At 64.2% G+C, this 22,115-nt stretch carries 19 protein-coding genes and 2 tRNA genes; 13 read left to right on the forward strand and 8 right to left on the reverse strand.

Annotated features, from left to right (window positions below; translation table 11 throughout):
- Window positions 1-421: 421 nt before the first annotated feature.
- The 4 genes from VW23_RS28535 to VW23_RS10025 all read right to left on the reverse strand — a co-directional run bounded on the left by VW23_RS28535 (window position 422) and on the right by VW23_RS10025 (window position 2,646).
- Window positions 422-817 (reverse strand): hypothetical protein, encoded by a 396-nt coding sequence (locus VW23_RS28535; RefSeq protein ID WP_141728288.1) that lies wholly within the window; start codon window positions 815-817, stop codon window positions 422-424.
- 254 nt (window positions 818-1,071) lie between these two features.
- On the reverse strand, window positions 1,072-1,422 hold the full coding sequence (locus VW23_RS28540) for a hypothetical protein (RefSeq protein ID WP_141728289.1): 351 nt from the start codon (window positions 1,420-1,422) through the stop codon (window positions 1,072-1,074).
- A gap of 421 nt (window positions 1,423-1,843) precedes the next feature.
- Window positions 1,844-2,389: a HEPN domain-containing protein gene (locus VW23_RS10020; protein ID WP_069909431.1), complete on the reverse strand. Its 546-nt coding sequence runs from the start codon at window positions 2,387-2,389 to the stop codon at window positions 1,844-1,846.
- A gap of 183 nt (window positions 2,390-2,572) precedes the next feature.
- Window positions 2,573-2,646 (reverse strand) — tRNA-Cys (locus tag VW23_RS10025).
- Window positions 2,647-2,789: 143 nt separating this feature from the next.
- On the opposite strand from VW23_RS10025, the gene VW23_RS10030 reads away from it, so the two are divergent.
- The 9 genes from VW23_RS10030 to VW23_RS10070 all read left to right on the forward strand — a co-directional run bounded on the left by VW23_RS10030 (window position 2,790) and on the right by VW23_RS10070 (window position 14,350).
- Entirely contained in the window at window positions 2,790-5,144 is a 2,355-nt protein-coding gene (locus VW23_RS10030) for a helix-turn-helix transcriptional regulator (RefSeq protein WP_244513484.1), read from the forward strand.
- 204 nt (window positions 5,145-5,348) lie between these two features.
- Complete coding sequence (locus VW23_RS10035; protein ID WP_069909433.1) at window positions 5,349-6,899, forward strand: ABC transporter substrate-binding protein; 1,551 nt, start codon at window positions 5,349-5,351, stop codon at window positions 6,897-6,899.
- Between the two features lie 78 nt (window positions 6,900-6,977).
- The gene (locus VW23_RS10040) at window positions 6,978-8,000 is read left to right on the forward strand and encodes an ABC transporter permease (protein WP_069909434.1); all 1,023 of its coding nucleotides are present in this window, start codon (window positions 6,978-6,980) and stop codon (window positions 7,998-8,000) included.
- Window positions 8,000-8,887: an ABC transporter permease gene (locus tag VW23_RS10045; RefSeq protein WP_069909435.1), complete on the forward strand. Its 888-nt coding sequence runs from the start codon at window positions 8,000-8,002 to the stop codon at window positions 8,885-8,887. Before VW23_RS10040 ends, VW23_RS10045 begins: the two co-directional genes overlap by 1 nt.
- Window positions 8,887-9,732, forward strand: coding sequence for an ABC transporter ATP-binding protein (locus VW23_RS29435; RefSeq protein WP_069909436.1), 846 nt, complete (start codon window positions 8,887-8,889; stop codon window positions 9,730-9,732). Before VW23_RS10045 ends, VW23_RS29435 begins: the two co-directional genes overlap by 1 nt.
- On the forward strand, window positions 9,729-10,613 hold the full coding sequence (locus VW23_RS29440) for an ATP-binding cassette domain-containing protein (RefSeq protein ID WP_069909437.1): 885 nt from the start codon (window positions 9,729-9,731) through the stop codon (window positions 10,611-10,613). Before VW23_RS29435 ends, VW23_RS29440 begins: the two co-directional genes overlap by 4 nt.
- The gene (locus VW23_RS10060) at window positions 10,610-12,157 is read left to right on the forward strand and encodes a hydantoinase/oxoprolinase N-terminal domain-containing protein (protein ID WP_069909438.1); all 1,548 of its coding nucleotides are present in this window, start codon (window positions 10,610-10,612) and stop codon (window positions 12,155-12,157) included. Before VW23_RS29440 ends, VW23_RS10060 begins: the two co-directional genes overlap by 4 nt.
- On the forward strand, window positions 12,147-13,250 hold the full coding sequence (locus VW23_RS10065; RefSeq protein WP_069909439.1) for an S-methyl thiohydantoin desulfurase family protein: 1,104 nt from the start codon (window positions 12,147-12,149) through the stop codon (window positions 13,248-13,250). Before VW23_RS10060 ends, VW23_RS10065 begins: the two co-directional genes overlap by 11 nt.
- A 17-nt stretch (window positions 13,251-13,267) precedes the next feature.
- On the forward strand, window positions 13,268-14,350 hold the full coding sequence (locus VW23_RS10070) for an S-methyl thiohydantoin desulfurase family protein (protein ID WP_069909440.1): 1,083 nt from the start codon (window positions 13,268-13,270) through the stop codon (window positions 14,348-14,350).
- A 54-nt stretch (window positions 14,351-14,404) separates the two neighbouring features.
- On the opposite strand, the gene VW23_RS10075 is transcribed toward VW23_RS10070, so the two are convergent.
- The gene (locus VW23_RS10075) at window positions 14,405-15,034 is read right to left on the reverse strand and encodes an outer membrane protein (protein ID WP_069909441.1); all 630 of its coding nucleotides are present in this window, start codon (window positions 15,032-15,034) and stop codon (window positions 14,405-14,407) included.
- Window positions 15,035-15,125: 91 nt separating this feature from the next.
- On the opposite strand from VW23_RS10075, the gene VW23_RS10080 reads away from it, so the two are divergent.
- Window positions 15,126-15,767, forward strand: a complete 642-nt coding sequence (locus VW23_RS10080) for an NTP transferase domain-containing protein (protein WP_069909442.1) — start codon at window positions 15,126-15,128, stop codon at window positions 15,765-15,767.
- Between the two features lie 79 nt (window positions 15,768-15,846).
- Window positions 15,847-15,922, forward strand: a tRNA-Asn gene (locus tag VW23_RS10085).
- Window positions 15,923-15,984: 62 nt separating this feature from the next.
- On the opposite strand, the gene VW23_RS10090 is transcribed toward VW23_RS10085, so the two are convergent.
- From VW23_RS10090 to VW23_RS10100, 3 genes are all read right to left on the reverse strand, one after another.
- Window positions 15,985-17,631: a L,D-transpeptidase family protein gene (locus VW23_RS10090; RefSeq protein ID WP_069909443.1), complete on the reverse strand. Its 1,647-nt coding sequence runs from the start codon at window positions 17,629-17,631 to the stop codon at window positions 15,985-15,987.
- Window positions 17,612-18,580 carry an amino acid ABC transporter substrate-binding protein gene (locus tag VW23_RS10095; protein WP_244513488.1) on the reverse strand — a complete coding sequence of 323 codons (969 nt, stop codon included), beginning with the start codon at window positions 18,578-18,580 and terminating at the stop codon, window positions 17,612-17,614. Before VW23_RS10095 ends, VW23_RS10090 begins: the two co-directional genes overlap by 20 nt.
- A 149-nt stretch (window positions 18,581-18,729) precedes the next feature.
- The gene (locus tag VW23_RS10100) at window positions 18,730-19,152 is read right to left on the reverse strand and encodes a response regulator (RefSeq protein WP_280138982.1); all 423 of its coding nucleotides are present in this window, start codon (window positions 19,150-19,152) and stop codon (window positions 18,730-18,732) included.
- A gap of 828 nt (window positions 19,153-19,980) precedes the next feature.
- On the opposite strand from VW23_RS10100, the gene VW23_RS10105 reads away from it, so the two are divergent.
- Window positions 19,981-21,300, forward strand: a complete 1,320-nt coding sequence (locus VW23_RS10105; protein ID WP_069909446.1) for a nucleotide sugar dehydrogenase — start codon at window positions 19,981-19,983, stop codon at window positions 21,298-21,300.
- A 3-nt stretch (window positions 21,301-21,303) separates the two neighbouring features.
- Window positions 21,304-22,115 (forward strand): glycosyltransferase (locus tag VW23_RS10110; protein ID WP_141728291.1); only part of this gene is annotated, 812 nt, incomplete at its 3' end.

Genomic DNA, 22,115 nt, shown 5'->3' on the forward strand with positions numbered 1-22,115 from the left:
GGTCTATAGCCATGGTCTATCCTCGCGTCAACTCGAAAGTTGCGCTAAGCCATTGTTTCTATTATTAAATTTAAAGAGTTCCGCTAGGCCGCGACACTCTCGTACCCGTCGCTAATCTTATGTTTCACCAGAACCGGTACATTCAGACAGCGCTTTCCGTTCTTCAGAATGATGCCCGGCGGCTCATCCGGATAGAAAGTTCGCCTCTCGGCCTGGTTCAGGAAGCTCCGGATTATCAGGCTAGCGCCATCCGCTTCGTTGGGATGGTCCCAAAGAAAGTACCTGGCGTTCCAAGAACGCTGGCTTCGGCAGATCAGCGGATTGCGCTTCATCGCCAATTGGCGATCTTCTAGAAGCCACACCCATTGAGTGCTGTACGTGCCAAGACGTGGGGGGTCTGGAGCTTTCGCCATCGGCCCACTCACTTCGCTAGAAGCTTCACAGGCTTGGCAGGCTTCTTCAGAAGCTTCACAGGCTTTGTAGTTCTAGCTGCCTTAGGCGCCACGCGCTTTAGAACGGTACCATCGCTGAGTTCAAAGGCGAACGCGGTGGTTCCATCAGCCTCGCGTGTTACCTTCACATCGAAGATGGATCGCGAAATGCAGCGCCAAGTAGCTGTATCGAGCCGGTATATCCATAGCCCATTTTTGTGCGACCCAAGAGTGGCGTCGGGGTACTGTCGGCCCCAATCGATGGAGTCGATCACGACCACACCTGCTCCACTCGCCAGCGCCTCAATGCGCTTGTGGAAACTATCTAGAGTCGGCGCAAAGCCCTCGATAACGGCGTCTGCAAGTGCAGATGTATTAAGACGCATGACTGCCCCCGATCTGCTCGGTTGCCGGCTCGACGTGCGGTGCCGTCCCAGTGGCCGCTAGCGCCTTCACTACACGACGGAATGTGATACTTCGCTTGTCAGGTGCATTGTGGAGTCGAACGGTTCGGTTGCTCCGTGATGCACGAGCAGTGGCGGAAATGTCCCTCTCGTTTGGAAATTCTGCAAATCTGCCCTTTGTTGGTTCTTCGTTGTAAGTCTCAAATTTCATTATTTCTCCTAGATAGATACGGTGGTTAGTGGCGCTCGATAACGAGCAGGTTAGATATAGTGCAGTTCTTAGGGTCTTGGTCGCGGAACAATATCTTGTGGGATCGCGGATGAAAGTCTTCACGGACAAATGTTGCCGCCATAAGTTCCGCCAGCGGCACGTATCGAAATGTTTCGCCCTGCGACATACGGAAGTAAGGCCCATTTGACTTAGATCGGCAGGCGGGCCGCTTCGGAAAATAACTTGGTATCAGCACCCTTTCCTTTCTGTTGTGCCTGCCAATGATGCATGCGGCTCGCTTCACCTTTTGATCGGGTGACGCAAAATATCCGGCATGTCCCGGAATCTCGCGCCAAGTGTCTTCGATCTCGGACATCGAGATAATTCCTTTACTTGAAATGATGTGACTGTAGTTTTGGGTCGTCACCCCACCGGGAAAATGATGAAATGCCGGTGGGGCGACTGCTGTAAAACGTGCGCGAGAAAGCTCAGCGCACCAGTAGATCGTTCAATAGAAACACACAGAACCGTCTACAGTTTAGTACTGTAACACACTTTGACCGAAATGTCAAGCTTCTATTTGCGGATTCAGCAAATATACTTTTGAGCCGACAGTAACGATCGGGTTTGAGGCTGACTCAGGGACCGCACTCCACGCGGCGAAGAACGACCACATACGCCCGGTGACGGGCGTTTGCGGTTTTGTGCCAGATGGCAAGTGGCAGGAGTTAAACGCCCGCTGGCGGGTCGTTTCTGGCGAGGTGGGCGCTTGGCGGGGTGTCGGCTGCGTGGCCGATCTATGTCTCGCCTCTTACCTGCATCACCGAACCTTCGCACCAAGTGGTGATAATCCAGTGGGCTTGGAACAGGCCGTCTAGGTCGGTAACGAACCCGGGAAATGGTTGGCCCCATTTCGGCACGGGGTAACGGAACCTGTCGGCAAACGGGTCGAAGGTCTGAACGTGGTCAAGCATCGCATTGACGCTTTCCGCTAGGTCGTCGTCGTCGTTGAAGCCTAATCCGGATCGAGCTTTACGAAGGTCCTCAAACAGCAAGCTTAGATCGTGGCTTCCCTTGGCCTCGCCTGTCGCCTCAAGAAGCGCGACCTTCAAAGATAGCTCGACGCTTTGACGCCAGAGGGTGACAAGCGGTCGGTCCAGCATGCCGGAATGATCTTTGCGTGCAAGGTCCCACATAGCTTCGAATCCTCTTTCGAAGCTGTACGAAACCATGTCCCAAGAACCCGCCATCAGGTCAGACGGCTGTTCACGAAGGAATGCCCGCATAGCAGGCTGAGTTTCGATGATTTGTTCGATCAGAGCTTCGCGATCTTGCAGTGTCACACGCGTCCCCAAGGCATCTGGAGGCGGAACCTAGTTAGATCGAAACGCCCGAGCAAACCAGTATGAGACGGTCCCCGCCATGGCTGAAACGGGAACAGATGTGTCCCACTTTTTTCAGGCTCAAGAATGGTGGGACAATCGGGCCGGAATTGCCCAATGAAATCAAGGGCGCTCTGAAAGCGATGGAGGCCACATCCGGAATCGAACCGGAATACACGGATTTGCAATCCGCTGCGTAACCACTCCGCCATGTGGCCTCACCGAGGCGGTTCATATGGCAGAGCAATTCTTGATGCAAGCTGAACGGGATCAATGACAACGGCATTTCTCAAAGGGAACGCCCGCATCGCTTGTGTCCGCCTTGGTTTTCCGGCCTTGTTCTCCGGAACAGGACCGTGCCTTGCCCTCGACCCCCATGCCCAGTGCCCCGACGAGACCGCAGATCGACCGTGCGCAGAAGCGCCGCGAGCTGCTCGCCGTCCCCGAAACGGTGCTGGTGCTCGATGCGCCAGCTGGGATGGGCAAATCGATCCTCCTGTCGCAACTGGCCGCGGAGTTGGGAACGAGCGTCCACCGCTCAGCCTCGGCCCCATCTGAAACCAGCCTCCCGGTTACCCTGTGGGACATTCCGCCGGGCAGTAAGCCAGATCCCCTGCCCGAAGCCTTCGTCTCCGGCGACCGCCGGATCATCATCGCCAAGCGACCGGAGACGGTGCTGCCGTCGCTCGATCGTGCCGCCGTCTACGGCCACGTCCGCCGCTTCGGCGTCGCGGAGCTGTTGATCGGCCGCGATGAGCTGCGGCAGGCGATGCCGGCGCGGCTGGCCGAACGCAGCTTTCAGCAGTCGCAGGGCTGGCCAATGCTGCTGGGCCGATCGAGTGCGGGCGAAGCAGAGCTGGCGCGCTTCCTTGCCCGCGAGCTGCTGGCGCCGATGCGGGCGGTCGAGCTTGCAGCACTTGCCGCCTGGCTCGACGCAAGCACCGCCTCGATGGCGAACTCCGAGTTGCTGGCGCTGCTCGATCCGGTTCGCCCGGCGCTTCGACATGCCCTTGCAGCGGAGATCACCTCGCGGCGCGCGCATCCCGAACGGGCGGCTGAGCTTGCGACGGCCTATGCCGGACAGGGCTCGATGACGGACGCCATCATGACCTGGCAATCGATCGGCCGCTTCGACGAGGCTTTTGCCGTCTACGCTGCCGGTGGCGGCCGGTTCTACCTCTACCGACACGGGGCGGCAGCGTTTGATCGCGCGCTCGCGGGCTTTCCGGCTGACTACGCGCTCGGCAATGACACGCTGGTGATGAGCCTTGCGATGCAGGCCCTCAAGCATGGCGAGGTGGCGCGCGCCCGCCGGCTGCTGGCTGATCGCTTCGGCCCAGGGATCAACGACTTCCACAGCGTTTTCACCCATCGCGAGAAGTACAGCACGGACCTGCTCGCCTTCCGCGTCGTGATGCTGATCTACGAGGATTACCAGCTGACTGACGAGCTGTTCGAGCAGGTGTTCGACACCTTGGGCGATCTGCCGCTCGACGATCACATCGTACGCGGCAGCTTCTACAACTCGGTGCTGGAATTCTATATCCGCGGCCGGCGCCTCGCGGCTGCCGAGGATGTCGCGCAGCGCGCCCTCTACCACTACGAGCAGGCCAAGGTGCCGATGCTCGCCTTCTACATCAGCCTGCATCAGGCGCTGGTGCGGCTGTTGATGGGCGATGCCAACAATGCCCGCCGGCACGCCGAGCAGGCGGCGCGCTACCTGCACGCCATCGCGTTCGACAGTCCGGGCGACGAGCGCCTCTTGGCGCTGCTCAATGCCTGCATCGACTACGAAGGCGGAAAGCCCGAGCCGCTGGCCCGCTTCCTCAGCACGGAACTCGATGATTTCGTCCACGGCGAGATCTGGCCCAGCCTGATCGAGTTCGCGCTGCACTATGGCAGCCAGGCGTTGAGCGAGCACTTTTCCACCCTCGCGGCGCGGAACTTCCTCGATCGCTGGCGGGTCTACCAGATCTCCAACCGGCAGTTCGGCCTGATGATCGAGCTGCGCGAGGCGGCGATCCTGCAGAATGCCAACCGCTGGCAGGAGGCGGCGGAGAAGGTCGCGGCCCTCGCCACCCGCATCACCCGCTCATGGGTTGCGGCCGCCGGCGAGGAACTCGAGCGCCTCAAGGACCGCGACGAGATCGTCCAGGCGATGATCTGGCTCAGGCACATCGTCTACGAGCAGCCGACCCGCCCGCATCTCGAGCGGCAGCTCGGCTACATCATCGGCAACCTGAACCTCACCGGACGCCAGCGGCTTTGTGCCGAAGTCTGGCTGGCCTTTGTCCATAAGCGGCAGCGCAACCTGTCGCGGGCGCGCGCGCTGCTGCAGAAGGTGTTCGAGGAGGCAGCGCGCCTGGGCGCCATTGCCCCGCTGGCCGAAGAGCGGGTGTTCCTCAGCGAGCTGGTCGAGCAGCAGCGCATCGGGGAATATCTCGAAATCTCGGCCCCGGTGCGCCAGGTGCTGCGGCGGCTGCGCGATGGGGGCCTGCCCAACTCGGCGCTGGGCGCGCAGAACGGGCTCAGCCGGCGCGAGACCAAAGTGCTGATGATGATCTCCGAGGGATCATCCAACAAGTTCATCGCCAACGCGCTCGGGCTCAGCGAGGCAACGGTGAAATTCCACCTGTCCAACGCCTATCGCAAGCTCGGCTGCAAGCGCCGCCGCGAGGCGATCAGCGCGGCGCGAGCGCTTGGACTGGTCGGCTAGAACCTAGCCGATTTAGTCGAAAACCTAGCCTTCTTTGCGCCTTGAGCCTGATACCCGCATGTTGCGAAGCTTTCCCTACCGGGCTCGTGCGACCGCAAGGTGACGTCGAGCCCTGAGGGGTACCGGCGCAAACCGGGCGATCTCCCGGGCGTGGGGCTCAAAAGCGCCGGGGTGGACAAACACGGGACAGGGAACATCACAGTCATGACCAAGCACAGGCTTCTTGCAGCAACTGCACTTTCGACCCTCATGCTGGGCGCAGCGCCCGCCATGGCGGTCACCGTGACGATGAACACCGTGCAGATCTTCGGCACCATCGATCCGGCGAAAATCTCCGACTACACCGACTATATGGCGGCGGTGAACCTCTATGACGGGCTGGTCACGGTCGACGCCGCAGGCAACATCATTCCCGAACTGGCCGAGAGCTGGACGGTGTCGGATGACGCCAAGGAAGTCACCTACAAGCTGCGGGACGACGCCAAGTTCGCCGATGGCTCGCCGGTTGAAGCCAGCGACGTGGTCTATACGGTCGAGCGCCTGCTGCGCATCAACCAGGGTCCGGCCAACCTGTTCGCCGGTGTGCTGACGCCCGGCTCGGTGACCGCGGTCGACGCCAAGACGGTGAAGTTCACCCTCGCCAAGACCTTTGCGCCGTTCCTCACCACCGTGCCGGCTATCTTCATCCTCAACGAGGAAGTGGTGAAGGCCAACGAGGGTGCGGACGACGGCCAGACTTACCTCGCGACCAATGTCGCGGGCGCCGGCGCCTACAGCCTCAAGAGCTGGGATCGCGGCAGCCAGATGACGATCACCCGCAATGCCGACTACTACAAGGGTTTCGGCGCCGGTCCGATCAACGAGGTGCATTGGATCATCACCAATGACGAGGCCACCGTGCGCTCGCTCGCGGCTTCCGGCGAGCTGACCATGTCGAGCCAGTTCCAGTCGCCCGACACCTACACCGCGCTCGAGGCGATGGGCCGCTTCGTCATCGCCAAGGAAGAGACCTCGACGGCGTTCTACCTCAAGCTCAACAGCAAGGCCGCGCCGACCGATGACGTGCACATCCGCAAGGCCATCGCGCTCGCCACCGACTATGCCACCATCCGCGAAGTGATCTCGCCTGGCGGCGTGCTGTCGACGCCGCTGCCCAAGGCCTTCGCCGCCTTCCATGCCGATGATATCCCCGAGCCGGTCTACGACCTCGAAGCCGCCAAGGCGGAAGTCGCGCAGTCGAAATATGCCGGCGCGCCGATCCCGATCACGCTCGCCTATGTGGCGGGCACCAAGTTCGAGGAAGAGATCAGCCTGCTGATGCAGTCGAATCTCGAGCAACTCGGGTTCGTGGTGACGCAGCAGGCGGACCCCTGGAACCGCATCACCGAGATCGCCGGCAAGGTCGAGAGCACACCGAACGTCAACCAGATCTTCTTCGGCCCGACCTATCCGTCGCCGGATTCGATGTTCTTCACTCAGTACCATTCCGAAGCGGCCGGCACCTGGGCCTCGATGGAGTGGGTGCAGAATCCCGAGATCGACGCGATGATCGACGAGGCCCGTGGCACTGGCGACACCGCCAAGCAGGCTGAGATCTACAAGGCCGTGCAGCACAAGCTGGTCGACCTGCAGTCCGACGTGTTCCTCAACACCCAGACCGTCCAGCACGCCATGGACAAGTGCCTCACCGGCTTCAAGGCCGTGCCGATGATGTCGTTCGACTACGACTTCACCCGCTACAGCTGGACCTGCTGATCCTAGCCGTCCCCGGCTTCGGCCGGGGACAGCCCTTTCCCGCACCACCCCTTCTCGGCTTACCAGGGCGGCTGCCTCTTGGAATTCCTGCTTTTCCTGTTCCGGCGCATTTTGTGGTCGATCCTCGTCCTCGTGGGCCTGTCGATCGTCATCTTTGCCATCGCCCGCGTGGTTCCGGGCGATCCGGCGCGGATGGCGCTCGGCCCCACCGCTACGGCGCAGCAGGTGGCGGACCTTCAGGAAAAGCTCGGGCTCAACAAGCCGATCGTCGAGCAATACGGCATGTTCATCGCCGGGCTCAGCCGCGGCGACCTCGGCCGCTCGCTGCTGACCGAGCGACCGGTCAACGACGATATCCGCGACACCTTTGCGGCGACCTTCGAGCTGGTGCTGGCGACGATCACTCTTGCCTTCGTGCTGGGCGTGCCGCTGGGGGTCGCGGCGGCGCGCTGGAAGGATAAATGGCCCGATACGCTGGTTCGGGTGCTGGCGATCTTTTCGGCGGTGACGCCGAGCTTTTTTGCGGCGCTGCTGCTGCAGATCCTCGCCGGCTACGTGCTGCACATCCTGCCGACCACCGGGCGGCTGCCGCACAATATGGAATTCGTCGCCGGGATCACCGGGCTGCTCACCATCGACTCGCTGCTGGCTGGCCGGCTCGATGTGTTCGGTGAGGCGCTGCGCCACCTGCTGCTGCCGGCCACTGCGCTGGCGCTCGCCACCATGGGGCAGATCGCCCGCATCACCCGCTCGTCGATGATCGATGTGGCGAGCCAGGACTATATCGAGGCCAGCCGTGCCTTCGGCGTGCCGGAGCCGATAAGGGTGTTCAAATACATGCTGCGCCCGAGCTTCGTGCCGCCGCTGACCATTCTCGGGCTCGAGTTCGCTTCGCTGATCGGCAACGCCTTCGTGGTCGAGCTGGTCTTTGCCTGGCCCGGCATGGCCGCCTATGGCATCCGCACGATCCTGCAGAAGGACCTCAACGCAGTGATGGGCGTGGTGATGGTCTCGGGCGTGTTCTTCGTCCTGGTCAATTTGCTCATCGACGTGCTGGTCGGGTTCGTTGACCCCCGCGTCCGCATTCGGGGGAGCCGCTGATGGCCAGCGAAACCGTTCCCACCGCCCCGCCCCGCCGGCTCTCCAACGCCTACCAGAACTGGTACCGCTTCTCGCGCAACCCGACCGCGGTGATCGGCGCGGCGATCGTCATCCTCGCCATCCTCGCGGCGCTCCTCGCGCCCTGGATCACCCCCTATCCCGAGCATGTCGGCGCGGTGGTGAATTTCAGGGCCCGTCACCTGCCGCCGTCGGCGGAGTACTGGTTCGGCACCGACAATGTGGGGCGGGACATTTTCACCCGGGTGATCTTCGGGCTCAGGATCTCGCTGCTCCTGGCGCTGGTGGTGCTCGGCATCGCCATCCCGGTGGGCACGACGCTGGGCCTGCTCGCCGGCTATTTCGGCGGCTGGGTCGAAGTCGTCATCATGCGCCTGACCGACATCGCCCTCGCCATCCCGCCGCTGGTGATGGCGCTGGCGGTTGCCTCGGTGCTGTCGCCCGACCTGATCAACTCGATGCTGGCAATCGCCGCGCTGTGGTGGACCTGGCACACGCGGCTGATCTACTCGATCACCCGCCAGCTGCGCACCCAGGAGTTCGTCGAGGCGGCGGAGACGCTGGGCGCCAGCAAGTTCCACATCCTGTTCCGCGAGATCCTGCCCAACTGCGTTTCGGCGCTGGCGGTAAAGACCTCGCTCGATGCGGGCTTCGTCATCCTAGTCGGCGCCTCGCTGAGCTTTCTCGGCCTCGGCATCCAGCCCCCTACCCCCGACCTCGGCACCATGGTCGCCTCCGGTTCGGCGTTCCTGCCCGACTACTGGTGGGAATCGGTGCTGCCGGGTTTTGCCATCCTCATCGTGGCGCTCGGCTTCAACCTGCTCGGGGATGGGCTGCGCGACCTGTTCGATGTGCAGGAGGTGCGCTGATGGCCAACGCCCTGCTCTCGGTCCGCAACCTCAGCGTACAGTTCACCACCTATGGCCAGACCAACCCGGTGCTGAAGGGGGTATCGCTCGACGTACCAGCCCGCTCGCAGATTGCGCTCGTCGGTGAGAGCGGTTCGGGCAAGACCGTGACGATGCGGGCCATCATGGGGCTGTTGCGCAGCCCGCCGGCCAAGGTCACTGGTGGCGAGATCTTCTACGACGGTCGCGACCTGCTGACGATGCCCGACCGCGAGCGGCTGAAGCTGCGCGGCACCGCCATGTCGATGGTGTTCCAGGACCCGATGAGTTCGCTCAACCCGGTCTTCACCATCGCCGACCAGATGGGCACCATCCTCAAATATGCCGACCGCAGGCTCGGCCGCAGCCGCAACGGCCGGGAGCGCATGGCGCGGGTGCACGAAGTGCTGGGCCAGGTGCGGATGCGCGACCCCGAGCGGGTGGCGCGCTCCTACCCGATCATGCTGTCGGGCGGCATGCGGCAGCGCGTGCTGATCGCCATGGCGCTGCTCAGCGAACCCAGACTGCTGATCGCCGACGAGCCCGGCACGGCGCTCGATGTCACCACCCAGGCGCAGATCCTGAAGCTGCTCAAGGACCTGGTCGAAGAGCGTGGCCTCGCCCTGCTGATGATTACCCACAATCTGGGCGTGGTGCGCGAGACCTCGAACTACGTCTACGTGATGAACAAGGGCGTGGTGGTCGAGCACCGGCCGACCGCCGAGCTCTTCGAAGCGCCGCGCGACGATTACACCAAGGCGCTGATCGCGGCCGTACCGCGGCTGACCGGTGGCACCAGCTTCGGCAAGGCAGGAGCCGCCGCATGAGCGCCATGCTGGAAATCGCCGGGCTGACTAAGCTGTTTCCAGTCCGCAACGGCTTTGGGCGGAAAACCGGTGACGTGCGCGCCGTCGACGACGTGTCGTTCTCGATCGAAAAGGGCAAGGTCTATGGCCTTGCCGGCGAGAGCGGCTCAGGCAAATCGACCATCGCGCGGATGATCATGGGCCTGGCGAGGCCAACCGGCGGCGACATCCGGCTCGATGGTCACAGCATCATCGGCGAGACGGGCACCCGCGCCTATGGACGCAAGGTGCAGATGGTGTTCCAGAACCCCGGCTCGTCGCTGAACCCGCGCCGCACCGTGGGCCAGTCGATCGCCGTGCCGCTTGCCGCGCACGGGACACCGGCCAGGGAACACAGGCAGCGGATCGCCGAACTGCTCGAGATGGTGCAACTGCCGGCCGATTTCGCGCTGCGCTACCCGCACGAGTTGTCCGGGGGCCAGAAGCAGCGTGTTGCCATCGCCCGGGCGCTGGCGGTGGCGCCGCAACTGCTGATCCTCGACGAGCCGACCTCGGCGCTCGATGTCTCGGTGCAGGCCCGCGTCATGGACCTGCTGGTCGATCTCGGCCGGCAACTCGGGCTCACTTACCTGTTCATCTCGCACGACCTCAGCCTGATGCGGAACTTCGCCGACACGGTCGGGGTGCTCTATCTCGGCAAGATCGTCGAGACCGGCGCCACCGCGTCGGTCTTCGAAGCGCCACAGCACGATTACACCCGCCTGCTCCTCGCCTCGGTGCCGGTGATCTCGGCCGAGGAAGAGGCGATGCGGCCCAAAATTCCACTGATCGACGGGGAAATCCCGACGGCAGAGCAACTTATCGCGCTCCGCGCAGCAGTCTCCCAAAGGATAGAAAAATGATCAGAATTGGCATCGACGTGGGCGGCACCAATACCGACGCCGTGGTCATGGATGGCCCGACCGTCATTGCCGGGGTGAAGGCCGCCACCACCGCCGACGTGATGACCGGCGTGGTCAACGCACTGAAGGCGGTGCTTGAAGCATCGAAGCTCGACGCTTCGGCCATCGACGTGGTGATGATCGGCACCACCCACTTCACCAACGCGGTGGTGCAGCGGCGCGACCGGGCGAAGACCGCCGCCGTACGCCTCGGCCTCCCCGCCACCGCTTCCCTGCCCCCAATGGTCGATTGGCCCGAGGACCTGAAGCTCGCGATCGGCGGCACCGGCTACCTGGCGCATGGCGGCAACGAGTTCGATGGCCGGGTGATCTCGCCGCTCGACGAGACGGAACTGCTCGGCATTGCCGAGGACATCAAGGCCAAGGGCATCAACACCATCGCCATCACCTCGGTGTTCTCACCGGTGACCGGCGAGTTCGAAAAGCAGGCCGGCGAGATCTTCGCCAAAGCCCTGCCGGGCGTGCACATCACGCTGTCGAGCGATATCGGTCGCATCGGCCTGCTCGAGCGTGAGAACGCGGCGATCATGAACGCCTGCCTGCGCGATCTCTCCCGGCACGTGATCGAAGCCTTCCGCAAGGCGATCACCGAGACGGGCATCCGGGGCCGCTTCTACCTGACGCAGAACGACGGCACGCTGATGGATGCGGCGTTCGCCGAGAAGTTCCCGGTGCTGACCTTCGCCTCGGGGCCAACCAATTCGATGCGCGGCGCGGCCTTCCTCTCGGGGGTTGCGGACGCCATCGTCGTCGATATCGGCGGCACCACTTCCGATGTCGGCTCGCTGCACAAGGGGTTCCCGCGCCAAGCCACCGTGGCCGTGGAAGTCGGCGGCGTGCGAACCAACTTCCGGATGCCGGACGTGTTCTCGATCGGCCTCGGGGGTGGTTCGCACGTTGTCGAGACCGGCGACGCCATCAAGGTCGGCCCCACTTCCGTCGGCTACCGGATCGTCACCGAGGCGCTGATCTTCGGCGGCTCGACGCTGACCACGTCCGACGTCGTTGTCGCCTCCGGCCGCGCCGAGCTCGGCGAAAAGGCCAAAGTAGCGCACCTGACGCCCGAGTTCATCGCCCGCACCCAATCCAAAATCATGTCGATGCTGGAGGATTGTGTCGAGCGCTCGCGCCTCTCACCCGAACCACTGCCGGTGATCGTGGTGGGTGGCGGCTCGATCCTCGTCGATGGTCCGATCGGCGGCCTCGAAGTGGTGAAGCCCAACCACTTCGCCGTGGCCAATGCCGTCGGTGCCGCCATTGCGCAGGTTTCTGGCGAAGTCGACCGGGTCTATGCGCTGGCCGAGATCGGCCGCGACCAGGCGCTGGCTGACGCCAAGGAGCGCGCCACCGAAGCTGCGGTGGCCGCCGGGGCGCTCCGCTCGTCGATCGAGATCGTCGATGTCGAGGACGTGCCGCTGGCTTACCTCCCCGGCAACGCCACCCGCGTGCGGGTCAAGGCCGTCGGTGAACTGCATGTCGGATAAGGGTTATCTGCTCAAGGAGAGCGACCTGCTGCCATTGTCGATCGGCGCCGCGTTGCTCGGCACCGGTGGCGGCGGCAACCCCTATGTCGGGATGCTCAGGGCCCGTGAACTGATCCGCAAGGGTGCGGAAGTCCGCGTGCTGCCGCTCGATGCGCTGCCTGACGACGCCTGGATCGGCGAAGTCGGCGGCATCGGCGCGCCGGTGGTGGGGGTCGAAAAGATCGAGGAAGGCGGCGAGTGCTATCGCGCCATGCGCGCCGTGGAAGAGACCGCCGGCGTGAAACTCTCGGCCACCATCTCGGCCGAGATCGGCGGTTCCAACGCGCTCGAACCGGTGATCGCGGCGGCCTATGCGGGCCTGCCGGTGATCGACGGCGACGGCATGGGCCGGGCCTTCCCCGAAGTGCAGATGACCACCTTCTTCATCTATGGCGCCAAGGCGGCTCCGGCGGCCATCGCCGATGAGAAGGGCAATGTCGTCGTCTTCAAGGAAGTGATCGACATGTTCTGGCTCGAGACCTTCGCGCGCGGTGTCTCGGTCAACATGGGGGCCGCCGCCGGCCTCGCCATCGCCCCGATGTCGATGGAGTTCGTCCGCCGCACTGCGGTGCCCGGCACCGTGACCCAGGCGCTTTCGATCGGCCATACCGTGCTCGAGGCGCGGCAGAAGCGACAGAACGTCGTCGAGCGCGTCGTCGCCTCAACCGGCGGCAAGCTGTTCTTCACCGGCAAGGTCACCGATGTGCGGCGTGAACTGGTGGGCGGTTTTGCCCGCGGCCATGCCCACATCAGCGGCGTCGGCGACTGGGCCGGCTCCGAGGCGCGCATCGCCATCCAGAACGAGAATCTCGTGCTCTGGGTCGACGAGGTGCCGGTGATCATGGTGCCCGACCTGATCATCAACCTCGAGCTCGATACGGGCGAGCCGATCACCACCGAGGTGCTGCGCTATGGCCAGCGTATCGCGGTGATCGGGCTGCCGGTGCATGAGCTGATGAAGACCCCAAAGGCGCTGGAAATCGTCGGCCCCAAGGCCTTCGGCTACCCCGAACTCACCTTCAACCCGCTCCAGCCCCAGCCCGTCGTGGCCTGAGGCGAAAGGAACCGCAAATGAAGTTTCTTCGCACCATCCATGCCGAGGACATGGAAGACATCGCCACCGGCGGAGCTATCCTCGGGACCGGCGGCGGCGGCGACCCCTATGTCGGCAAACTGATGGCCCAACAGGCGATCAAGCAGTATGGCCCGGTCAACCTCGTCGATATCGACGAGCTGCCCGATGACGCGCTGGTGGTGCCGGTCTGCATGATGGGCGCCCCGACGGTGATGACCGAGAAGCTGCCGCAGGGCGAGGAGCTGATCAACGCGTTCCGGGCGCTCGAGCAGTTGCTCGGCCGGAAGATCGACGCGGTGCTCTGCGGCGAGGCCGGCGGCGTCAACTCCACCACGCCGTTCGTCGTGGCAGCGATGGCCGGCCTGCCGCTGGTCGATGGCGACGGCATGGGCCGCGCCTATCCCGAGCTGCAGATGGTGACCTTCACCATGCACGGCGTCTCCGCAACACCGATGGTGCTCTGCGACGACAAGGGCAACTCGCTGGTGCTTGAGACAGTCAGCAATGCCTGGACCGAGCGGCTGGCCCGTGCCGCCACCGTGGAAATGGGCGGCTCGGCGCTGCTCGCCTTCTACTCGATGTCCGGCGCCGTGGCGAAGAAGGCGATCGTGCGCGGCACGCTGACGCTCTGCTCGGAGCTCGGTCGCACGCTGCGCGAGGCCAAGGCCGGCCATGTCGACCCGGTCAATGCCATCGTCGACAAGCTCGAGGCCGACGTGATCTTCCACGGTCGCATCAAGGACATCGAGCGGCGCACCGTCGGCGGCTTCGCCCGCGGCACCGCCCGTTTCGAAGGCGTCGAGGAATGGAAGGGCCACAGCTTCCGCCTCGATTTCCAGAACGAGTTCCTGATGGCCGAGCGGGATGGCGAGATTATCGTCACGACGCCCGACCTGATCACCGTGCTCGACGCCGAATCGGGCCTGCCGGTCACCGCGGACGCACTGCGCTACGGCTTGCGGCTCAAGGCGCTGGCCATGCCCTCCAACCCGCAATGGCTGACACCCGCCGGCATCGAGCTCGTCGGCCCGCGCTACTTCGGCTACGACACCGACTACCGCGAGTATTTTGCGCGCTGACCGGCCATCAAAAGCCGGGCCCCGCGTGCGGGGCCCGGTCGATCGCCAGCGCGATCAGAAGTGGAAGTTGACGCCGAGCCGGACGGCCGAGCCGTCGATGTCGAACTCATCGTCTCCGTAGCCGTCGACTTCGACGGTGCCGAAGTTGGTGTAGAGGTACTCGGCCTTCAGCGAGACGGTGTCGGTGACCATGTATTCAGCACCGACGCCGGCGACCCAGCCACCGATGGTCTGGCTTTCATCGCTGACATCGAGATTGGCAACGGCCAGACCGGCAGTGCTGTACAGCAGCAGATCGCCGACGGCGAAACCGAGGCGGCCACGCAGGGTGGCAAGCCCATTGATCCCGTCTTCCTCGTCCCAGTGGTCGGTGTCGCTGCCTTCGAGGATGCCGGCGGCCGAGACGTCGGCTTCGACGCCAAGTACGATGGAATCGAACTGAGCGTTGTAGCCAGCCTGCACGCCACCCTGCCAACCGTTAAGGGTGGCGAGGTCGCTGTCGTCGCCGAAATGCGCGGCGTCGAAATCGGCGTAGCCGGCATGGGCGCCGATGTAGAAACCGGTCCAGTCACGGCTGGCGCTGACGATGGCCTGGTCCGGCGAGGGAACGTAGAGATCGGCTGCCGCTGCGGTGCCGGTGAGCAGCCCGGCAAGTGCCAGGGCGGCAAGGATACGCGTAGTCATATAGACTCCAGTAGACTGAAGCCCCCCACCGCCGCTCCTCTATGGCGACGGAGAATTTGTCAAGATCACCAAGGCGGTAGAGCGCTCTGCTATGGCACAGAATCAACACTCGATCGCCGGCCTGATCCTCGCCGGTGGACGCGGCGAGCGGCTGGGTGGAGTGATCAAGTCCGAACTGGTGCTTGGCGGGGTGCGCCTGCTCGAACGCGTCGCTGAAGGGCTCGGAGCCTGCTCGCCACTAATGGTCGGGCATGGACGAATCGATCCGGCGGCGCTGCACCTCTTGGCCGGAATGGTCGCCGTGCCCGACCTCGATGGCGACTATGCCGGGCCGCTGGCGGGTCTCGCCGGCGCCATCGCCTACCTCAATGCCTTGGCCACTCCGCCAGAGCTGCTGATCAGCGTCGCCGTGGACACGCCGTTCCTGCCGGCGGACTTCGTTGCACGCCTCGTCGAGGGGCTCGGCGAGGCGCCGGCGGCGGTCGCTGTCTATGGTGGGCAGCCCTACCCCACCAACGCGATCTGGCGCGTGGCGCGATTCCGCGAGCTGCCGGAGCGAGTACGGGCTGGAACCGCACCACGCAGTCTCAAATCACTGTCAGCAGAGGCCGGAGGTGTCTCCATCGAATGGGTGGAGGGCGATGCCGGCGATCCCTTCGCCAACATCAACACCCCCGAAGATCTGGCCAATCTGCAGCGGCGGGCGGCCACGGCCGGGGCCCATCGGGCCTGAGTTTCCGAGATCGGAAATTCGGGCTTGGCAAAGGAAATCAAAACCGCTACACGGGCGCTGCTTCACACGAGGCACGTGTTCCGCGGTAGCTCAGTTGGTAGAGCATTCGACTGTTAATCGAATGGTCCTTGGTTCGAGTCCAAGCCGCGGAGCCAATCTTTCCCCTCAGCCCTGAGATGATCAGCGCAGGCCCTCGGCCGGCGCTTCTGGCGTTTCCTCACCAGGCCAGCGACTTGCCGTCCAGCGCGGCCAGCAGCTTTTCGTCGTGGCCATAGATATCCGAGCTGAAGTGGACGCCGTCGGCTTCGACCCAGGCGGTGAGGTAGGTGATGTGCACCGGCAGCGGCGTCTTGAGGTTCACCACGGTGTTCTTGAGCGATGCGACCACAGAATCGATGCGCTGGTTTGACCAGCCGTCGACGCCACCGGCAGCCAGCACCTGATCGGCCAGCTCGAGCGGACGCGACAGGCGAATGCAGCCGTGACTGAAGGCCCGCTCGGCGCGGCCGAACAGGCTGCGGGACGGGGTATCGTGCAGGTAGACGTCATGGGAATTGGGGAACATGAACTTCACCCGGCCCAAGGCGTTATTGGTGCCCGGCTTCTGGCGCAGTTGGAATGGGAAGCGGCTCGGCGTCACCTGGGCCCAATCGACCTGCCGGACATCGTAGACATCCTTACCGCGCAATGCCTCGAACCCGGCGGCGGCGACGGCTGCCGGGTTGCTCTGCAGCTTGGGCAGCTCCTCCTTGGCGGCGAGGCCTGCCGGCACATTCCAGTATGGGTTGAACTCGAGATAGCGGATGGCGTCGCTGAACACCGGCGTGCGGCTATAGGGCTTGCCCACCACCACCGCCATCTTCTCCTTGATCTCGCCATCAGCGATACGGCGCAGCTCGAAGCCGGCGATGTTGACGATGATGTATTGCCGGCCGAGATCGTCCGGCATCCAGCGCCACCGCTCCATGGCGAAATCGATCGACTCGATCCGATCCTCGATCGGCACATTCATAGCGACCAGCGAGGCCGGACCGACGACACCATCGACGTCGAGGCCATGCCGCGCCTGGAAATGCTTCACCGCTTCGACCAGCACGTCGTCATAAAACTCCGGCTCGCCCGGCGCCGTGGCCGCAGCGCCGTCGGTGACGGCGAGGCGGGCGCGGAGCGCCGGGATGCGCGGGTCGGTCATCCCCGGCTTAAGCGTATCGCCGAGCGGCACCGTGCCCCAGCCGCCGAGCACCGCCAGCGCGTGATAGTCGTCGAGTGCCTTGCGTAGCGCCTGGTACTCGGCGCTCTGCGGCTCCCAGGCGTGCAGCACCGTCTCGACATCAGCCACCTTGGCGACGCCCGCCAGTGCAGCGGCTTCGTCGATGGTGCGGGGGGCAAGGAAGAAGTTGGGGTCGATCTTGTTGGGGAGGAAGCGGCCAACCTTCAGGTCCGAGGCATATTCGAGGAACGCCGCCGAGAAGTAGAGTTCGATGATGGCGAGGCTGCGCTTGTCGGTCTCGCCGGCGGCGGCCAGGAGGCTCGCGAGCTGCTGGCCTGGGTAGTCGTCGGGGTTGAGTCCGTCATCGGTGGCGTTGGCGAGCCGCGAGACCATGACGCCGGCCCGGGCGCTGTTCAGCCAGAGCAGCTCGCCGCTCTGCTCTTCGTAATAGGTACGCAGTACGTCGCGTCGCTGCTTGATCGGCAGCGGCAGGCGCGGCTCGTTGGCCAGCAGGTCGATGATGTTGATCCGCACCACCGCCAGGTCGCGCGGCGACAGGTCGACACGGTCCTGCGCCACAGCCGGCATAACAAAGAGCAGCGCCAGCAGCGCGACGACGAGTTTTCGGATCAGGTCAGGGCATGGGCGGCGCATAGAGGATCCCGCCTTGGGTCCAGAGGGCGTTGACGCCACGGCTGAGCTGCATCGGCGTCTCCTCGCCGAGGTTGCGCTCGAAGATCTCGCCGTAATTGCCGACATCGGCGAGCACCTTGACCAGCCAGTCGTCGGCAAGGCCCAGCGCCTTTACTGCCGGAGCCCCCATTGCCTTTGCTTCGTCAGCGCCGGCGCCCGCCATCGCTGCCGCATCCAACCCCTGCTCCTCGGCATCAATCAGCGCGAATAAGGTCCAGCGGATGAGGGTCGTCCATTGCGGATCGCTGTCGCGCACCACCGGTCCGAGCGGCTCCTTGGAGATGACGTCCTTCAGAATCACATGCTCATCGGGGGTCGGTAGCGCGGCGCGCTCGGCGGCCAGCGCCGAGCGATCGGCAGTGTAGGCATCGCATTTGGCCTCGGCATAGGCGGCGCGGGCCTCGTCGCGCGCCTTGAAGCTCAGGAAGGACACCGTCATGCCAGCCTTCTCGAAATAGGCTGCCGCGTTGGCCTCGGTCGTCGTGCCGCTGACCACGCAGATGCTGGCGCCGTCGAGTTCGAGCGGACTGATCGCCCCGAAGATGGCGGGGATCATGAAGCCCTGCCCGTCGAAATAGCTGGTGCCGGGGAAATCGAGCCCGAGGCCCAGGTCGCGCGACATGGTCCAGGTGCTGTTGCGGGATAGCAGGTCAATCTTGCCGTCGCCGAGCGCGGCGAAGCGCGCTTCGGCGGAGAGCGGCAGGTATTCGACCTTCTCGGCATCGCCAAGCGCCGCAGCCGCAACGGCACGACAGAAGTCGACATCGAACCCCTGCCAGGCCCCTGCCCCGTCCTGTTCGGAAAACCCGCCGAGCCCCTCACTGACGCCGCAGATCAGCTTGTCGCGGGCGCGGACGTCATCGAGCGTGCCGGCAAGGCCGACCGAGGTCGACGCGAGAACGGCCAGCATTGCTGTTGCCAGTAGGCGTCGGTGCATTGGCCTCCCTCATGGCTGGATGCGAACCTGGTCAGTCTTGGCCGCAACGGGGGCGACGCACAAGCCCTGGGCCCGTCACCGCCGTTACGCGATCGTTCTTACGCCTCGCGGCCACGGCCTGCTTACGCGCCGCGCGGCGGCAGGTTGGTCCTGGCACGCGGCACAGTGCCGGTCAGTCCCAGCTGATCGAGCGCCCGCTCGATCTCGGCGTGGGTGTACGGCTTCTCGAAATAGCGCGCGCCCAGCGGCAGGTCCGGCGTTTCGCCGGGCCGCGGTCGCGACACCACGATGATCTCGATGGTCGGCCAGCGGTTGCGGACGGTTTCCGCCAGCTGCGCGCCGTTTATCGTTCCCGGCACGTCATACTCGATGAAGGTCACGACGATACCCGAGCGCCCCTCGAGATGCGCCACCGCCTCGTCGGAGCTGAAGGCGACGAGAGCTTCAAACCCTGCCGCCTCGAACAATTGCACTGCCCCCAGCATGATCATGGGTTCGTCCTCGACGATGAGGACCAGTGGCCGGCTGCTTCCGGTTGATGTCAATTATGAAGACCCGCATTTTGTCACCCATTCGCATGGCGTTCCCGGCGCCATGCATTCAAGCCGAAGAGGCACCTCTTCGACTCCGAGCCGAAGAGCCCCTCTTCGACTCGGCCCGATGCGAATCCTTTCGCTCAACGACGGCAAAAGCGCGACCAGTGGTACGCACTCCCGTTCCACGCGCGAGGTGCGCATAAAGACCTAACGAATCCTCGCCGAAATCGTGCGACGATTAGATAAAGCTCCGAACAAAAGCGGGGACAAGGCCGATTTGCTTGGATTTCCAGGTCCCGGCGAGGATCCGCCAGAGTGGCTGGCGCGCAGATCGGCATCGTTGTCATCCCGTCGTCATTCGGGACGGAATGGGCAAAAACTGCCCAAAAAGTAATCACGCGACCGTGAGCGTCAGAGCGAGGCACGGTTTCGCCGCAATGCGACCACGCTTCGGGCACGGATCGAAGGCGCGGCCAACCGCCGCAACTCCGCGGGCAGCGTACGGTTTGGCGCGCTGGTAGCCGAAACACTGCAGGATGATGACGGTCGTACGTCATGCGTCAACCGCATGGCTCGTATGAGTCCGGGTTGCTTCTCAGCTTGGGGGCCAGCGAACAGGCTTTCACCCATCGGATGGCGAACAACGGCCATCAACCGGCAAGGATGCCAATACTAAGCGCCAACAACGATCACTCCAGCGGTGGAGAGTACGTCTGATGTCACTTAGCGTAACGGGGCCAGCGAGCACTTAGCTCGTCGTTCTGTACTCAGTCGCCACTCAACAACTCGCCTTCCGGGCGAGAACAATATTGCTCAACCTTGTGAAAGAGAACCGTCGTGGCCAAAATCAGCGTCTTTGGTATCGGGTATGTCGGGGTCGTCTCCGCCGCGTGTCTGGCGGATGATGGCCACGAGGTGGTGGCGGTCGATCTCGACCCCGCCAAGGTGAGCGCGGTCAATGCCGGCCTCTCGCCGATCGTCGAGAACGGGCTCGACGAGATCATTGCCCGCGCCGTCGCCTCGGGTCGGCTACGCGCCACCACCGATGGCCAGCAGGCGGTGCTCGATACCGATGCCAGCTTTGTCTGCGTCGGCACCCCGAGCGACGAGGCCGGCGCGGTCGGGCTCAAATACGTGAAGGGCGTCTGCGCCGATATCGGCCAGGCGATCAAGCACAAGCAGAGCTTCCACTCGGTGATCATCCGCTCGACGATCGTGCCGGGCACCATGGACGAGACCTGTGTCCCGGTGCTGGAAGAGGCCAGCGGCATGATCGCCGGCCAGGATTTCGGCGTCGGCTACTACCCCGAATTCCTGCGCGAGAGCACCGCGATTGCCGACTACTACGATCCCGGCCTCATCGTTTTCGGCGCCCTCGAAGATCGCACCGCGCAGATCCTCAAGGATATCAACGCCCAGATGCCCGTGCCTTCGCACGTGGTGACGCTGAAGACCGCCGAGGCGGTGAAATACGCCTCCAACTCCTGGCGCGCCGTGAAGGTGACCTTCGCCAACGAGATCGGCAACATCGCCAAGGCCTCGGGCGTCGATGGCCAGCAGGTGATGAAGCTCATCTGCGCCGACACCAAAGTGAACATCTCGCCCTACTTCATGAAGCCGGGCTTCGCCTTTGGCGGCTCGTGCCTGCCCAAGGATGTCCGCGCCCTGCAGCACCTCGCGGCGAGGACGGGCGTGCCCTCCCCGCTGCTCGACTCCGTGCTCATCGCCAACGAGGCGCAGATCGATCGGGCCGAGACGATGGTGGCCAACTCCGGCGCCAAGTCGGTGGGCCTCGTCGGCATCGCCTTCAAGCCCGGTACCGACGACCTGCGCGAAAGCCCGCTGGCAGAACTCGCGAGCCGGCTGATTTCGAAGGGCCTCGAGCTGCGCGTCTATGACCCGTACGTCTCGCAGGCGGTAGCCGGCGGCGTCAGCGCCATGGGCCGCGGCAATGACGTGGTGCCGGACCTGCCGTCACGGCTGGTCGGCAAGATCGAGGACCTGATCGCCGGCTCCGACGTGATCCTCGTTGGCAACCGTTACGAGGAGACCATCGCGCCGCTCAACTCGGTGAGTGAGTACCGCTCGCTGGTCGACCTGACGCGCATCAACACCTCGCTGCGCTCCAACGGCACCTACGAAGGCATCTGCTGGTAAGCCATGAACCTTCTCGCGCACGCCATCTACGTCCTCTCGGCCGCGGCAATCGCCAGCACCGTGCCGGCCTCCGCCTTTTCCGGCGGCGCCGGGGTCTTCCTCACCCTCGGGGTGATCGGGCTCTGGCGCTACAGCTGGGCGCTGGTCAACTTCGTGCGTGCGCACCTCTATATCCGCGTCTTCTACCCTCGGCGGCGCGCTGCCGCCGAGGCGCTCTACGCCACGCGCCGCCCGGCGCACGCCTTCTTCCTCGCCACCAGCTACAAGATCGAAGCAGCGATCACCTCGCGGGTCTACCGTTCGATCTTTGAGGCCGCGCGTCGCTCGCCCGGCGGGTCCACCGTGGTCGCCTCAGTGGTCGATCTCGCCGATGAGCGGCTGATCCGCGCCGTCGCGGCGCAGGTGCTCGCCGGCACCAACACCGTCGAAGTGGTGATCGACCGCATCGATGGCACCGGCAAGCGCGATGCGCTCGCCACCTCGCTCCGCTCGATTGCCCGACGCTACCCCAGCGCCGACGACGTGGTGCTGCTGATCGACGGCGATACCCAGATCCCCGGGGATATCGTCGAACGTGCCGCGCCGTTCTTCGCCAATGGCAAGGTCGGGGCGCTGACCACGCATGAGCGCGCCGAAATCGACGACGCCCCACTGTTCCGCGACTGGTTCAAGCTGCGCTTCACCCAGCGCCAGATGATGATGTCGGCGGTAGCAGTGGGCGGGCGGGTGCTGACGCTCACCGGTCGGATGTCGGTGTTTCGCGCCGACCTTGCCACCAACCCCGAGTTCATCGCCTCGGTCGAGCAGGACTATAT

The organism is Devosia insulae DS-56, assembly GCF_000970465.2.
Lineage (GTDB): Bacteria > Pseudomonadota > Alphaproteobacteria > Rhizobiales > Devosiaceae > Devosia_A > Devosia_A insulae.